The sequence below is a fragment of the Ruegeria lacuscaerulensis genome (assembly GCF_013034745.1).
GTDB classification, from domain to species: domain Bacteria; phylum Pseudomonadota; class Alphaproteobacteria; order Rhodobacterales; family Rhodobacteraceae; genus Ruegeria; species Ruegeria lacuscaerulensis_B.
The window spans coordinates 17,801-32,600 of the sequence record NZ_WQGP01000008.1 but is presented as its reverse complement, the minus strand read 5'-3'; the positions used below and the strand labels follow the sequence as shown (position 1 = coordinate 32,600).

15 protein-coding genes are annotated in these 14,800 nt (G+C 58.7%); all 15 read right to left on the bottom strand.

The genetic code is table 11. The features are described 5' to 3' along the window. Positions 1-34: 34 nt before the first annotated feature. Complete coding sequence (locus GOV79_RS16270; protein WP_269149621.1) at positions 35-826, bottom strand: amino acid ABC transporter ATP-binding protein; 792 nt, start codon at positions 824-826, stop codon at positions 35-37. A gap of 12 nt (positions 827-838) precedes the next feature. After that, on the bottom strand, positions 839-2,137 hold the full coding sequence (locus tag GOV79_RS16265; protein ID WP_170790532.1) for an amino acid ABC transporter permease: 1,299 nt from the start codon (positions 2,135-2,137) through the stop codon (positions 839-841). Between the two features lie 3 nt (positions 2,138-2,140). After that, positions 2,141-3,373: an amino acid ABC transporter permease gene (locus GOV79_RS16260; RefSeq protein ID WP_170773647.1), complete on the bottom strand. Its 1,233-nt coding sequence runs from the start codon at positions 3,371-3,373 to the stop codon at positions 2,141-2,143. A gap of 122 nt (positions 3,374-3,495) precedes the next feature. Further along, positions 3,496-4,512, bottom strand: coding sequence for an amino acid ABC transporter substrate-binding protein (locus tag GOV79_RS16255; RefSeq protein ID WP_170773646.1), 1,017 nt, complete (start codon positions 4,510-4,512; stop codon positions 3,496-3,498). 207 nt (positions 4,513-4,719) lie between these two features. Next, positions 4,720-5,427: an ATP12 family chaperone protein gene (locus tag GOV79_RS16250; protein WP_170790531.1), complete on the bottom strand. Its 708-nt coding sequence runs from the start codon at positions 5,425-5,427 to the stop codon at positions 4,720-4,722. 4 nt (positions 5,428-5,431) lie between these two features. Then, positions 5,432-6,103, bottom strand: coding sequence for an HAD-IA family hydrolase (locus GOV79_RS16245; protein ID WP_170790530.1), 672 nt, complete (start codon positions 6,101-6,103; stop codon positions 5,432-5,434). Beyond that, positions 6,100-7,143: an RluA family pseudouridine synthase gene (locus tag GOV79_RS16240; protein WP_170790529.1), complete on the bottom strand. Its 1,044-nt coding sequence runs from the start codon at positions 7,141-7,143 to the stop codon at positions 6,100-6,102. The genes GOV79_RS16245 and GOV79_RS16240 overlap by 4 nt, the downstream gene beginning before the upstream one ends. 95 nt (positions 7,144-7,238) lie before the next feature. Then, positions 7,239-8,549, bottom strand: coding sequence for a replication-associated recombination protein A (locus GOV79_RS16235; protein ID WP_170790528.1), 1,311 nt, complete (start codon positions 8,547-8,549; stop codon positions 7,239-7,241). Continuing rightward, positions 8,546-9,931 carry a trypsin-like peptidase domain-containing protein gene (locus GOV79_RS16230; RefSeq protein WP_170790527.1) on the bottom strand — a complete coding sequence of 462 codons (1,386 nt, stop codon included), beginning with the start codon at positions 9,929-9,931 and terminating at the stop codon, positions 8,546-8,548. Before GOV79_RS16230 ends, GOV79_RS16235 begins: the two co-directional genes overlap by 4 nt. A 130-nt stretch (positions 9,932-10,061) precedes the next feature. Further along, complete coding sequence (gene rplQ, locus GOV79_RS16225) at positions 10,062-10,484, bottom strand: 50S ribosomal protein L17 (RefSeq protein WP_039538314.1); 423 nt, start codon at positions 10,482-10,484, stop codon at positions 10,062-10,064. 118 nt (positions 10,485-10,602) lie between these two features. Next, on the bottom strand, positions 10,603-11,619 hold the full coding sequence (locus GOV79_RS16220; protein WP_170790526.1) for a DNA-directed RNA polymerase subunit alpha: 1,017 nt from the start codon (positions 11,617-11,619) through the stop codon (positions 10,603-10,605). A 114-nt stretch (positions 11,620-11,733) separates the two neighbouring features. Further along, positions 11,734-12,123: a 30S ribosomal protein S11 gene (gene rpsK / locus GOV79_RS16215; RefSeq protein ID WP_170462414.1), complete on the bottom strand. Its 390-nt coding sequence runs from the start codon at positions 12,121-12,123 to the stop codon at positions 11,734-11,736. 15 nt (positions 12,124-12,138) lie between these two features. Next, on the bottom strand, positions 12,139-12,507 hold the full coding sequence (rpsM, locus tag GOV79_RS16210; RefSeq protein ID WP_170456119.1) for a 30S ribosomal protein S13: 369 nt from the start codon (positions 12,505-12,507) through the stop codon (positions 12,139-12,141). Between the two features lie 210 nt (positions 12,508-12,717). After that, positions 12,718-13,365 carry an adenylate kinase gene (locus GOV79_RS16205; protein WP_170790525.1) on the bottom strand — a complete coding sequence of 216 codons (648 nt, stop codon included), beginning with the start codon at positions 13,363-13,365 and terminating at the stop codon, positions 12,718-12,720. Further along, complete coding sequence (gene secY, locus GOV79_RS16200; RefSeq protein WP_170773630.1) at positions 13,362-14,726, bottom strand: preprotein translocase subunit SecY; 1,365 nt, start codon at positions 14,724-14,726, stop codon at positions 13,362-13,364. The genes GOV79_RS16205 and secY overlap by 4 nt, the downstream gene beginning before the upstream one ends. Between the last annotated feature and the right edge of the window lie 74 nt (positions 14,727-14,800).

Genomic DNA, 14,800 nt, shown 5'->3' with positions numbered 1-14,800 from the left:
CCAAAGCCCCGCCCTTTCCCAAATTTCGAATGGATCAGTGGCCCAGAATCTGGCTGAGGAACAGCTTTGTCCGTTCGCTTTGTGGGTTGTTGAAGAACTCTTCGGGTTCGTTCTGTTCCACGATCTGGCCTGCGTCCATAAAGATCACACGGTTGGCGACCTGACGGGCAAAGCCCATCTCGTGCGTGACGCACAGCATGGTCATACCTTCCTCGGCTAGTTCGATCATGGTGTCGAGCACCTCTTTGATCATCTCGGGGTCCAGCGCCGAAGTGGGTTCATCGAACAACATAATCCGCGGCATCATGCACAAGGACCGCGCAATCGCCACACGCTGCTGCTGACCACCGGACAATTGGCCGGGATACTTCAGCGCCTGATCGGGGATTTTCACCTTTTCCAGGAAATGCATCGCGCGCTCTTCGGCCTCTTTCTTGGGCGTCTTGCGCACCCAGATCGGAGCTAGCGTGCAGTTTTCCAGAATGGTCAGGTGCGGGAACAGGTTGAAGTGCTGGAACACCATCCCAACCTCGGACCGGATCTTGTCGATGTTCTTAAGGTCATTCGACAACTCGGTCCCGTCCACCACGATCGTGCCCTGCTGGTGTTCTTCCAAAGCATTCAGACAGCGGATCAGAGTGGATTTGCCCGAGCCCGACGGCCCCGCGATCACAATCCGCTCGCCCTGATTGACGGTCAGATTGATGTCGCGCAGCACGTGGAAAGACCCGTACCACTTGTTCATGCCGTTGATTTCGATGGCGACCTCGTCGCTCACCTGCATCTTCGAGCGATCGATTTCGCGTTCAATTGCAAGTTCAGACATGTGTTGAACTCCTTAACGATGGTCCGTGGCAAGGCGACGCTCGAGCCACTGGGAATATTGAGAGATGCCGTAACAAACGACGAAGAACAGAAGCGCGGCAAAGCCCAGAAGCTCCCAATAGACGCCATTCCATTCGGTTGACGCTAGGATGGGTCCCCGGATCATGCCCACCAGATCGAACATCGAAATGACCGAAACCAGTGTGGTGTCCTTGAACAGGCCAACGGCCACGTTCACGATACCGGGGATCGAGATCTTCAGTGCCTGTGGCAGGATGATTAGACGCATCGCCTGAGGGTAATCCAAGCCTAGACTATCTGCTGCCTCGTACTGTCCACGTGGAAGCGCTGCCAGACCGCCACGGATAACCTCGGCGATATAAGCGGCCGAGAACATGGTGATCATGATCACAACGCGCAGGAACAGGTCGACCGTGCTGTCAGGCGGGAAGAAATAGGCCAGCATCACCGAAGCCACGAACAGCAGCGTGATCAGAGGCACGCCACGGATGAATTCGATGAAGATGACACAGACCCACTTGATCAGCGGCATGGAAGATTGACGACCCAGTGCAAGTGCAATCCCAAGCGGAACCGACAGTGACACGCAGGTCAGGCCCAGCATCATGTTCAGCATGAAGCCGCCCAGATCACGACTTGGAACTGCCGTGAGCATAGCCCCTTCGTTGGCATCTTCCGGGATCAGAGCCCCGCCGATATTCCAGACAATCAGAGCCACCACGATCGCGCCGAAGAACCCGGCAGCGAAGCTGTTGCGGCCAAGCTTCTGAAACACTGCTCCTGCCGCTATAAAGCCAACCAATGCCACGAGTGGAACCAGAATAGTGCCGCCCCAGATCAGCCAGAAAGCGATAAAGGGGTAGAGCGCCGTGAACACCAGCAGCTTGCGCGGCAGGTCAAAGAACAGGACCGGTGCCAGAGCCACCAACATCAATACGAATGCCAGATTCGGGCGCCAGTAGGCCTCGTCAGGGTACTTGAAACCGTAGATCAGTTGCGGCCAGCGTTCTGTAAGAACCGCGAAACAGGCCCCAGTCTTACCAGCCAGAATTTCACGGCATTCCGCCAGCGAATTGGCATTCCATACCCCGTTCAGAATCCACGGCAACGTGTTCTTGAGCAGAACATAGATCAGAATCAAAGACAAAAGCGTCAGGATCGTGTTGGTCACGCCCGAGAACAGGTTCTCGCGCAGCCATTTGACGATCCCCGTCTGGTTCGCTGGTGGAGGAGAAGGAGGAATGGTGCCTTCAGCCACAAAAGCGATCGGATTTGTTGTTTGATCAGCCATGGCTCAGCGCTCCTTCAACTTGACGGATGCGTTGTAGACGTTCATCGCCATCGAGATCAGCAGCGAAGCCGTCAGATAGAACAGCATAAGCAGCAGAACACACTCAATCGCGCGGCCAGTCTGGTTCAGCGTGATACCCCCCAAAGTGGCGGTGATATCCGCATACCCCACGGCTATCGCCAGTGACGAGTTCTTGGTGATGTTCAAGTACTGTGAAATCAACGGCGGGATAATCACACGCAATGCCTGAGGCAGGATCACAAGATTCATGATCCGACCGGGGCGCAGGCCCAACGCAGCAGCAGCCTCAGTCTGGCCTTTGCTGATCGCCTGAATACCCGCGCGCACGTTTTCCGCGATGAAGGCGCCAGTATAGATCGACAAGGCGAACCAAAGTGCGATCAGAGGTCCACCGATCTTGATGCCACCGGAGAAGTTAAAACCTTTCAGCTCAGGCACATCCCAAGTCAGCCCCATCAGCACCATCAGCAACGCGACGGGCACTAGCCAGACACCCAGTTTGACAAGGCCGGTTTTGGGTCGTTGGCCGGTCTGTTCCTGTTGCAGGGTTGCACGCTTCTCAACCTCGCGCGAGGCGAACCACGAACCAATCAATACAGCAATCACCAGCAACCAATTCAGAAAAGCTGCACTGAAAAAACCGCTAGAGAAATGAGGCCCGGGGATATAAACGCCGCGGTTGGTAAAGGCGAACAAGTCAAACAGCATACTTGAAGTCGGGTTGTCACCTCGGAAGGCGCGCGGACCCGGCAGCACAGCCGTCATGATCGTAAAGATGATGATGATCCAGATCAGCACAGGAATATTCCGGAAGATCTCGACGTAGACCGCCATTAGCTTTGAGACAAGCCAGTTGTTCGACAGACGCAAGACCCCAGCGATCACTCCAAAGACAGTGGCGGTGATACACGCAAGAAACGCCACCAGCAGAGTGTTCAGAATGCCCACAACAGCCGCACGTCCATGCGAGGACTGGCTGTCATATTCGATCAAACGCTGGTTGATGTCGTATCCGGACGGATCGCCCAGAAAAGTATAGGAAATGTTCAGGCCTGCGGCCCGCAGGTTCTGGATCAGGTTATTGCCCAGATACCAAATGGAAAGCGCAATAGCGATGGCCGCGATCACTTGAAATGTCAGCGAGCGATAGCGGGTATCGTTTATGAGCATAGACAACCGAAAGTCAGCTTTCGGCGGGTCGGTCATAGTCGACATATTTTGGATCCCCGTAGTCTGCGGATTCTTCTTTTCCGGCAGGGTTCTCCCCGCTCATGAGCTGTCCGCAGCAATTTGATGAGAAAAGGGCGCAGGTTCCCCCGCGCCCTTTTCCTTAGGATTTAGCGGAACGGCGGCGAGTACAGCAGGCCGCCATCGGTCCACTGCGCGTTCAGGCCGCGTGCCAGACCGATCGGAGTTTCTTCGCCGATGTTCTTGGCAAAGACTTCACCATAGTTGCCGCCCGATTTGATCGCGCGCATCGCCCACTGAGCGTCGAGGCCCAGCATCTCACCCAGAGTGCCTTCGCTGCCCAGCAGACGGTTCACTTCGGGGTTGTTGGTGCCAGCGGCCATCTCGTCGATGTTTGCCGAGGTCACGCCCAGCTCTTCAGCCGAGACCAGCGCGTTCAGAGTCCAGCGGACAACGTCGCCCCACTCGTGATCGCCGTGACGGACCAGCGGGCCCAGAGGCTCTTTCGAGATGATTTCGGGCAGAAGGACATGCGCCGCCGGATCTTCGAACGTGGCGCGGGTTGCGGCCAGGCCCGATGCGTCGGTGGTGTAGACGTCACATGCGCCAGCCAAGTACTGCTGCTGCGCTTCGGCGTTGGTTTCGATCGGAACCGGCTCGTAGCTGATGTTGTTCGAGCGGAAGAAGTCCGCCAGGTTCAGCTCTGTCGTGGTGCCGGTCTGGATGCAGACGGTTGCGCCGTCCAGTTCCTTGGCCGAGCTAACACCCAGCGCCTTGGGAACCATAAAGCCCTGACCGTCATAGTAGTTCACGCCCACGAATTCGAACTTCAGGTCGACGTCGCGGCTGAAGGTCCAGGTGGTGTTACGGGCCAGCATGTCGATCTCGCCCGAGGCCAGCGCGGTGAAACGCGTCTTGCCAGTGGTCGGAACGAATTCCACGGCGCTTGCATCGCCCAGAACGGCAGCAGCGACCGCGCGGCACAGCGAGACGTCAAAGCCTTGCCATTCGCCATTCGCGTCTGGTGCAGCAAAGCCAACCAGACCGGTGGTCACACCGCAGTTCAGCTTACCGCGCGCTTTGACATCATCGACAGTCCCCGCTGCCGCTGCGCCTGCAGCCAGGCCGGCAACGGTTGCCACGCCCAAGATTACGGATTTTTTCATTTTTACCTCTTCCTGATTTTCCGCCTCTGTCCAGAGACGGCTCTGTCCGGCACCTTTGGCACCAGAAAGGTTTCCCCAAAGGTGTCTCCCCTTTAGTGCGCCCGAGTTTGGTCGCATTCATAAACAAACGTCAAGGGTCGGATCAGTGAAAACGATGGATCATCTTCCAGATGTCCGCAGTAACGGCAAAAATTCCAGCAAAAGGGCTCAAACCGAGAGGTCAAAGAACCGCTTGGCGTGTAGGAAAGCGGCCCTTTTGACCTCGGACGCGGCGTGGGCCTCGTCGTCGTGACCCCATTGTTCGATTTGCCACAACTCGTCCAATCGAGAGGCTTGCCAGATCTCCTCGGCAGGGCGCCAATCTGCGGTGGCAGCAAATCCAAGCACCAGTGAACCAGACAGGCTGACCAGATCGTGGAAGGCGGCCAACTGGAAGTCGCTGAAACCATGGACACGTTGGCGCAGGCCCAACAAAGCTTGCGGGTCCTGGGGTTGATGCAAAACCCCCGCGACCGGCAGCAGGCGCGCGGCAAGCTTCTCGGCCGCCCAATCAAGGGCGGGGTCCCACTGATCCGCCTGCCGCTGCTGCAACTCTTGCGGGTGCGTGGCGCGGTAGCACAGCAGATCCGAATCGCCGTAATCGGCCAGCATATCTGCAACCTCGGCGTGCTGATGCCGGACCTTGTCGATGGCTGCATTGGCCGAGCGGGTGAAGGGCATGGTGGTCGGATCGACCTCTTTTTCCTGCGCGTCCCACTCGGTGGCGATTTCATGAGCCATGGCCTGTGTCGGCACGACCAACCCCGCCTTGGCCGGGGTTTTCACACGTCGGCCGTCCAGCTCGACGGTAAAGCCGCCTTCGGTCTCAACCACTGCGCTTTGGGTCCAGAATCGTTTCGGTTTCCAGTCGCTCATCGTTTCAGGTCCAAATTTGATCCAGCGCGCCGGGCAACTGGTCGAAGGTTTCGATGATAGAGGTTGCTGCCTCTAACGCGGGCCGCGCGTGATAACCCCATGTGACGCCGACGCTGCGCACACCGGCAGCCGCGGCCATGTCCATGTCAAACCGGGTGTCGCCGATCATCACGGTATCGGCAGCCTCAACCCCCGTCTCAGCCCGCGCGGTGTCAATCATCGACGGGTGCGGTTTTGAAGGGTGATGATCTGCCACCTGCCGCGTGACGAAATAGCCCTGCAACCCGTGCCCTTCGATCAACGCATCCAATCCGCGCTGAGATTTGCCGGTCGCCACGCCCAGCAGCACCTCGGGGATGGCGTGCAACGCCTCAATCACCTCGCGGGCACCGGGATAGAGCGGCGATCCCGCCATACCCTGTTCCAACCGATGTGCGTGATAGGCCTGTTTATACCCCTCGACCAGCCGCACCTGATCTGCATCCGAATGCTGCGGTGCAAGCTGCGCCATCGCCTTGGGCAAGGACAGGCCAACAATGGACAGGATCGCCGTGCGATCCGGCACCGGCAAGGACAGCGCGTTGAAACTGGCGGTCATAGCAGCAACGATACTGCCCTGACTGTCGACCAGAGTGCCGTCCACGTCGAACAGAACCAGACGCAGCGGTGCGCTCATTGCAGTTCCTCGAACGGGTCGTCGGTGGCCAAATCCTCGGTCCAGCCGAAGGTGTCCCAACTGTGTTTCATGTGATCCGGCAAGGGGGCCTTCACGGTGATCGTCTTGCGCGTCACAGGGTGTTCGAACGAGGCCTGCCGCGCATGCAGGTGCAGCTTTTTGCTGATGATCCCGCCCAACTGCGCACCCCAGCCATCGCCAAGGTTTTCCTGACCCGAGCCGCCATATTTGCCGTCACCGATGATCGGATGACCAATCGCCGCCATATGCGCCCGAAGCTGATGCGTGCGGCCGGTGATCGGCTCCATCGCGACCCAGGCCGCGCGTCCGGCCACACGGTAAAGCGTGGCATAATGCGTATGCGCCCGTTTCGCGCCGGGGGTTTCGTTGATCTCGTTCAGATGAACGGGGATCATTTTCTCACCCTCGCCGTGCTTGCCGTGACCTGCGGCCTTGACCAAACCGGTCTTGATCTCACCCAGATAAGGGGTCGGCACACCGGCCACCAAAGCCCAATAGATCTTGCGCGTGTCACGGTGACGGAAAGCGGCGGTCAGGCCCTTGGCGGCCTCGCGCGTGCGGGCCAGCAGCAGAACGCCGGATGTGTCCTTGTCCAGACGATGCACAAGGCGCGGGTTCTCGTCATAGCCAAAGCGCAGCGCTTCGGACAGGCTGTCCACGTGGCGGGTCTGACCGCTGCCGCCCTGCACCGGCAGGCCGTGCGGTTTATTCAGCGCCAGCACGTGATCGTCGCGGTAGATCACACAAGACTGGATCATCTTGGCATCCGCATCCGAGATACGCCGCTTGACCTCAACCGGTTTGTGATCTGCGTCGGGCAGAGGTGGCACGCGCACGACCTGCCCGGCCTCAAGCCGGGTCGCGGCTTTCACCCGTCCGCCATCCACGCGCAATTCACCCTTACGGCACATCTTTTCGATGCGGCCCTGGCTGACATGCGGAAATAGACGGCGCAGCCAACGGTCAATCCGCTGGTCGCCATCGCCTTCTGCCACGGTGATCATTTGTACGCCACTCATACCGATATCCCCTTCACGCGGCGGGTCCGCGCGGATTGCATGCCATTCAGTGCCATTGAAAACATGCGCGTCTGTGGCGTGCCTTACCGGCAGAGTCAACCGTTGCGTTGCGCCCGCAGCTTGGCGAAATAGTCCAACCGTTTTTTCAACTCGCGCTCGAACCCGCGTTCGACCGGTTGATACAGCTCAGGCCTGTCCATCCCGTCGGGAAAATAGTTCTGGCCGGAAAACCCATCCTCGGCATCATGGTCATAGGCATAGCCCGCGCCATAGCCCTGATCCTTCATGAGCGAGGTCGGCGCGTTCAGGATATGCTTGGGCGGCGGTTCACTGCCGGATTGCTTGGCCAGCCGCATCGCCTCCTTATATCCCACATAGGCCCCGTTCGATTTGGGGGCGAGCGCTAGATAGACCAGCGCCTGCGCCAGCGCCAGTTCGCCCTCGGGGCTGCCAAGGCGTTCATAGGTCTGCCAAGATTGCAGACAGATCGCCTGTGCCTGCGGATCGGCCAGCCCGATATCCTCGACCGCCATGCGCGTGATGCGTCGCGCCAAATAGCGCGGGTCTTCACCCCCGTTCAGCATCCGCGCGAACCAGTACAGCGCCGCGTCTGGGTCCGACCCGCGCACCGATTTATGCAGGGCCGAGATTAGGTTGTAGTGTTCATCCCCCGACTTGTCGTATTTCGCCGCCCGCCGCATCAGACGGGTCGATAGCGCATCCGGGTCCAGCGGCGCGTCTACTTTCCACGCTGCGATTTGTTCGATCAGATTCAACAACGCCCGCCCGTCGCCATCGGCCATTTCCTGTAGTGCCTCGCGTGCGGGGCCGGTCAGGGGCAGCGCCGTGCCCAGTTCCTTTTCGGCACGCTGGGTCAGACGTTCCAGATCGGCCAGATCAAGGCGTTCCAGCACTAACACCTGCGCGCGGCTCAGCACAGCGGCGTTCAACTCGAACGAGGGGTTCTCGGTCGTCGCCCCCACCAGCAGGATCGTGCCGTCTTCCATATATGGCAAAAACCCGTCCTGCTGGGCCTTGTTGAACCGATGGATCTCATCCACGAACAGCAGCGTACCCTGCCCGTTCTGGTGGCGGATTTTCGCGGCCTCGAAGACCTTACGCAAATCAGGAACACCAGAGAAAATCGCGCTGATCTGCACGAAATGAAGGTCGGTTTCCTGCGCCAAGAGGCGTGCAATGGTCGTTTTGCCCACGCCCGGCGGCCCCCAAAAGATCAGGCTGGACAGGCTGCCCGAGGCCAGCATGACACCCAACGGAGCATCCGGTCCCAGGACCTGCTCTTGCCCGATCACATCCGCCAAGCTTTGGGGACGCAAACGGTCGGCCAACGGACGATGCGCTGACGGGGCTGGTTGGGTCGCGCCGGTATCGAACAGATCACTCACAAGCGGAACCTTACCGAAACCGAACGCCCCGCGCGCGACACATCCAACTGCAATCTGCGCCCCGGATCGGTCAGCGCGTGAACAACATCATCAGGGTGTTCAATTGAGACCCCATTGATGCTGTTGACTACGTCACCAACACGCAGACCCGAGCGCCCGCCATAGCGCCCCGGATCGGTGACGACCACGCCAGTCTGCGACAAGATCAACCCCATCCGTGCAATGACAGCCGGGTTGATCCGCGCTACTTTCAACCCAGGCATAACCGTCTGGTTGTCCAGTATCGTATCGTCCGAGGGCGGAACCTCGGGCGCTTTGATCAGGGCGATCTCGACCTCTTCCCGAACTTCGCCCCGCAACAGCGTCAGGACCGAGCTGCCGCCCACACCCGCGACAGACATGCGAAACTTCATTTCAGCGGGTGAGTTCACCTCGTCCCCATCCACATGCGTCACCACGTCGCCAACCCGCAACCCGGCTTCGCCCAAAGGACTGAGCGGATGCAGATCGGACACCACGACGCCCTGCGGAATTACAAGACCCAGAGACTCGGCGATGTCCGCACTCATGTGCTGGCCCGCCATCCCGGCCCATGGGCTTATGAAACTGTTATTTCCAGCCTGGGCCTGACGCAGGAATTCCGCAACCAAATTGGCCGGTATCGCAAAGCCGATTCCGTTCGACCCGCCCGAACGCGTCAGGATCGCGGTGTTGATGCCGATCAGATCACCGTTCACGTCAATCAATGCCCCGCCGGAATTACCCGGATTGATCGCTGCATCGGTCTGGATGAAATAGCCCCGCGCATTACCGGTTGCCGTGCCCGTACGCGCCAACCCCGAGATAATCCCAGACGATACCGTTTGTCCGACGCCAAACGGGTTGCCAATTGCCAGCGCCAGTTCACCAACCTCAACCTGATCGGAATCGCGCAGAGGCAGATAAGGCAACGCCTCGGCCTCATCCAAACGCAGAATGGCGATATCGCTTTCCTTGTCGCCCAGCACCACCTGCGCGGAATACTCGCGACGATCGGTCGTGACCACCCGGATCTCAGTTGCCTTGCCGACAACGTGGAAGTTCGACACCACATACCCGTCTGCAGTCAGGATCACCCCCGACCCCAGCGAGTTCTGAACCCTTGGGCGCGGCTCGGCAAAACCGCGGCCGAAAAAGTCCTGAAAAAACGGGTCCGAAAACAGAGTGTTCCCCCGCCCTTCCCGCACGATCTTGGCATAGATATTCACCACCGCCGGTGCCGCTTGCTTCACCACCGGCGCAAAGCCGAGACTGATTTCGGCCTGCGAGGTCGGCACTTTGGTTTCAGCGTGGCTGTGGGATGCAAGACTCAAAAGCATCAGGGTCAGAAAGACGCGGATCATGAGACCTCCGGGATTTGGATCGCCCCAGATATGCGGACCCGCGCAGCCGAATGCAAGTCAGCGATGCCGCAAAAGAAAAACCTCCGCCCGACGTGGGGCGGAGGTTTCTAATCAGCCAGACGGCGCGATCTTATTCTTCGTCAGCGGCTTCTTCGGCGGCAACGCGGGCCTTGTCGGCTGCGCCTTTGGCGTCGACGTCACGATCAACGAATTCGATGATCGCCATCGGCGCCATGTCGCCATAGCGGAAGCCTGCTTTCAGGATGCGGACATAACCGCCCTGACGCTCGGCGTAGCGGGGGCCCAGAACTTCGAACAGCTTGGCGACGTCTTTGTCTTCTTTCAGCTGTGCTGCGGCCTGACGGCGGGCGTGCAGGTCGCCGCGCTTGCCTAGAGTGACCAGCTTTTCGATGATCGGGCGCAGTTCTTTTGCCTTGGGCAGAGTTGTCTTGATTTGCTCATGTTCGATGAGCGAGCCAGCCATGTTTGCAAACAGAGCCTTACGGTGCTCATGAGTACGGTTCAGGCGGCGGTAACCACGTGCGTGACGCATTTTCTAGTTCCTTCTTTCGCGTTGTGCTTTGTCTGGCCGGCGATGCGTGTCACCGGCTCTCCTTGGGGCGGAAGTGCCCATATGATCCCCGGAAGTCCGGGCATTTGTGAAGACGCGCTTAGAACGCGTCTTCGAATTTCTTCGCCAGATCTTCGATGTTGTCGGGCGGCCAATCCTCGACATCCATGCCGAGGTGCAGACCCATGCCGGACAGCACTTCCTTGATCTCGTTCAGCGACTTGCGGCCGAAGTTCGGGGTGCGCAGCATCTCGGCTTCGGTCTTCTGAATCAGGTCGCCGATATAGACGATGTTGTCGTTCTTCAGGCAGTTTGCCGAACGGACCGACAGTTCCAGCTCGTCCACTTTCTTCAGCAGCAGCGGGTTGAACTCCAGACCATCGTCTTCGTCTTGGCGGCTGGCCGATTCCGGCTCGTCGAAGTTGACAAAGATCGACAGCTGATCCTGAAGGATGCGTGCGGCAAATGCCAACGCGTCTTCGGGAGTGATCGAACCATCGGTTTCGACCTTCAGGGTCAGTTTGTCATAGTCCAGAACCTGACCTTCACGGGTCGGCTGAACGTCATAGGCAACCTTCTTGACCGGCGAATAGATCGCGTCGATCGGGATCAGGCCGATGGGTGCATCTTCGGGCTTGTTCTTCTCAGCCGAGACGTAACCCTTGCCGGTGTTGACGGTCAGTTCCATGAACAGGTCGGCGCCATCATCCAGGTGGCAGATGACGTGATCGCGGTTCAGAACCTCGATACCGGCGCTTTCGCTGATGTCACCAGCGGTGACAACGGCGGGGCCTTTGGCATTGATCGACAGGCGCTTGGGACCTTCGACTTCCATACGCAGCGACACGCCTTTGAGGTTCAGGATGATGTCGGTGACGTCTTCGCGGACACCAGCAACCGACGAGAACTCGTGCAGGACGTTGTCGATCTGAACGCTGGTGATGGCCGCCCCTTGCAGCGAGCTCATCAGAACGCGGCGCAGCGCGTTGCCCAGGGTCAGACCAAAGCCACGTTCCAGCGGTTCAGCAACCAGCGTTGCCTGACGCGCGGGGTCGTTGCCCGGCTTGCCGTCCAGCTGAGTCGGCTTGATCAATTCTGCCCAATTCTTATGGATCATGTAATCCCTCCATTCCTGTCCGCGCCCCATGACCAACAAGGTGCAGACGCCCGAGGTTCAAAATGACGTGCTGGGGCCGTGCAAAAACACAGCCCCAGCTCAATTCAAAATCGCTTAGACGCGGCGGCGCTTCGGCGGGCGGCAACCATTGTGCGCAATCGGCGTCACGTCGCGGATCGACGTGATGTTGAAGCCCACAGCAGCCAGAGCGCGCAGAGCCGATTCACGACCCGAACCAGGGCCTTGAACTTCGACTTCCAGCGTCTTGACGCCATGTTCCTGCGCCTTCTTGCCTGCATCTTCTGCGGCCATCTGAGCGGCGTAAGGTGTCGATTTCCGCGAGCCTTTGAAGCCCATGGTACCGGCAGACGACCACGAAATGGCGTTGCCCTGTACGTCCGAGATCAGGATTTTGGTGTTGTTGAAGGTCGAGTTCACATGGGCAACGCCCGATGCGATGTTCTTACGCTCTTTGCGCTTGATGCGAGTCTTATCGCGTGCCATCGGTCAGACCCTCCCTTATTTCTTCTTACCAGCAATGGCCTTCGCGGGGCCTTTGCGGGTACGAGCATTGGTGTGGGTACGCTGACCGCGAACCGGCAGGTTGCGGCGGTGACGCAGACCGCGGTAGCAGCCCAGGTCCATCAGGCGTTTGACGTTCATCTGAACTTCACGACGCAGGTCACCTTCGACAGTGTAGTTTTCGTCGATGTACTCGCGGATTTTCAGAACTTCAGCGTCGGACAGTTCGTTGACGCGACGGGTCGCTTCAATGCCCACGGCTTCGCAAATCGCTTTGGCCGAGGTGTTGCCGATACCGGTGATATATGTGAGGGCGATAGGTACCCGCTTTGCAGTCGGGATGTTTACGCCGGCAATACGTGCCACGTGTCACTTTCCTTTTCGTTGCGGTTCCGTAACTCCAGAACCTTTTTTCACAACGCTTGACCTTGGCAGTGTCGCCAGCGGGCCCAGCATTATTCGAGGTGGTCGGGGCGGTTGGGACGAATCCCTCACGCAGTCTTGATTCCCTTTAGGGATGGGGGTCGATATGGGCTTTTGGCAGTGCCGTCAAGCCCATATTCAAATGTGGATCGATCAGGCGTCCAACACGCCAGCAATCGCGTTCTGAACCTCATCAATCTCGCCCAGACCATCAACCCAGGACAGGTTGCCCTTGGCGTGATAATAGCCGATGAGCATTGAGGTCTTTTTGTAGTACTCCATCAGACGGGTCTTGAGGCTTTCCTCATTGTCGTCCGCACGGCGTTTGAAGTCACCTTCTTTGCCGCAGTTCGAGCATTTGCCGTCCGCCGGGATCGGTTTAGTGATGTCGTTGTAGACTTCACCGCAACCGCCGCAGGTTGACCGAGCCGTGATACGCGCGACCAGAGCGTCGTCGTTCACTTCCATCGCGATAACCGCGTCCAAGGTCTCGCCGGTGCTGTCCAGCAGCTCACCCAACGCATCGGCTTGGGCCAGAGTGCGCGGGAAACCGTCAAAGATGAACCCCCCTTCAGCGCCTTGTTCCAACTTTTCGCGGATCAGGCCGATCACGATCTCATCCGTCACAAGCTGGCCCTTAGCCATCACCTCGGCTACGCGGTTGCCCATTTCGGTGCCGCTGTCTTTGGCTTCACGCAGCATGTCGCCAGTGCTCAGCTGGACCATGCCGCGGGTTTCAACCAAGTGACGCGCTTGCGTTCCTTTGCCTGCCCCCGGGGGGCCGAGAAGAATGATGTTCATCGACGAGCGGGTCCCTTCCTGCCACGTTTCTTGCCTTTGCCGCGCAGTTGGGACTTTTCGATCAGCCCTTCGTATTGGTGCGCCAGCAGGTGGCTCTGGACCTGTTGGATCGTGTCCATGGTCACAGAGACGATAATCAGAACCGAGGTGCCGCCGAAATAGAACGGGATGGCAAACTGGCCCCGAAGAATTTCAGGCAACAGACAGACCGCCGCCAGATAGGCCGAACCCAGAACAAGTACGCGGTTGACCACGTATTCTAGATACTCGGCGGTTTTTTTGCCCGGACGGATGCCCGGCACGAAACCGTTCTGCTTTTTCAGGTTATCCGCCACATCGTCCGGTTTGAACGACACGTTGAACGTGTAGAAATAGGCAAAGAAAACGATCATCGAAGCGAAGAACAGCAGGTACAGAGGCTGTCCGGGACCAAAGTTGGCCAGAAGCCAAGACATGACCGGCCCGTTGGTCGCCCCCGAAGAGAAGGTCGAGATCGTCACCGGCAGCAGCAGCAGCGAGCTGGCAAAGATCGCCGGGATCACGCCCGCTGGGTTCACTTTGACCGGCAGGTGGCTCGAGCCGCCCTCATAGATCTTCATACCGGCCTGACGACGCGGGTATTGAATATGGATCTTGCGCAAGGCGCGTTCCATGAAGACCACGAATGTAATCACGGCAATCACCATCACGATCACACCGATGATCACAGCAGGGCTGATCGCGCCCGAGCGGCCCGAAGCGAAGAACTGTGCCAAAGCGGCCGGAACTTCGGCGATGATGCCCACGAAGATGATCAGAGAGATACCGTTGCCGATGCCGCGTGCTGTGATCTGCTCACCCAGCCACATCAGGAACATGGTGCCACCAACCAAGGTGATCATGGTCGACAGGCGGAAGAACAGGCCCGGATCGGTTGCCAGATCGCCCGATTCCAACGAAACCGCCAGACCGTAAGCCTGAACGGTGGCCAAGGCCACGGTGCCGAAACGGGTATATTGGTTGATCTTCTTGCGGCCCTGCTCGCCCTCTTTCTTGAGCTGTTCGAGCGCGGGAACCATAGATGTCAGCAGCTGCACGATGATCGAGGCCGAAATGTAGGGCATGATGCCGAGGGCAAAGATACCCATCCGCCCCAGCGCACCGCCGGTAAACATCGAAACCATGCCGCCGATGCCCTGCCCCGCTTGCTCCATGAACTCGCGCAGTGCTTGGCCGTCGATGCCCGGAACCGGAATAAAGGTGCCCAGACGATAGACGATCAGCAATGCAAGCGTGAACAGGATGCGGTTGCGCAGATCGGTGGCTTTGCCCAAAGCAGCCCAGCTTGTGTTGGCTGCCATTTGTTCTGCTGCTGATACCATAAATCGGTCTCTCTTATGCAAACACCGCCCGGAACCGTTTTCCGGCTCGGGCGGCGTCTTGGAAAACTCTGAAG